Source organism: Massilia genomosp. 1 (genome assembly GCF_011682185.1).
In the GTDB taxonomy this organism is placed as follows: domain Bacteria; phylum Pseudomonadota; class Gammaproteobacteria; order Burkholderiales; family Burkholderiaceae_D; genus Telluria_A; species Telluria_A rubra.
This window is the reverse complement of the sequence record NZ_WHJF01000463.1, coordinates 1-332: the sequence shown is the minus strand read 5'-3', so window position 1 is coordinate 332 and position 332 is coordinate 1. Positions and strand designations below refer to the sequence as shown.

At 66.6% G+C, this 332-nt stretch carries 1 protein-coding gene; it reads left to right on the top strand.

All coding sequences use genetic code 11. The features are described from left to right. On the top strand, nucleotides 1-332 hold a 332-nt coding region (locus F1735_RS34525), incomplete at both ends, for a hypothetical protein (protein WP_167241563.1).

Sequence of the window (332 nt, the reverse complement as noted above, 5' to 3'; positions counted from 1 at the left end):
GAGCCAGATCTTTGGCCAAAGCGAGCTGGCCAGCGGCAAGCCGGAGGCGGCCGCCGCGGAACGCGTGGAAATGCTGGTCGATACGCGCTTCGCCGCGCTGCGCGAATTTACGACAGCGCGCGCAGAAGGCAGCAAGGCCCCTATCGAAGGCATTGTCGAGACCATCGGCGAGCTGTACGCCCAGTTGACCGCCACCGAAACCGCGCTGCGCGACGGCGCCACGCCGCCACCGAATCAAGTGCTCAGCAAAATCCTGGCCGAAGCCGGCCGCCTGCCGACCCCGTTTCGCGGCATGCTGGGCGAACTGGCCAATTCGTCCGGCAACAACGTGC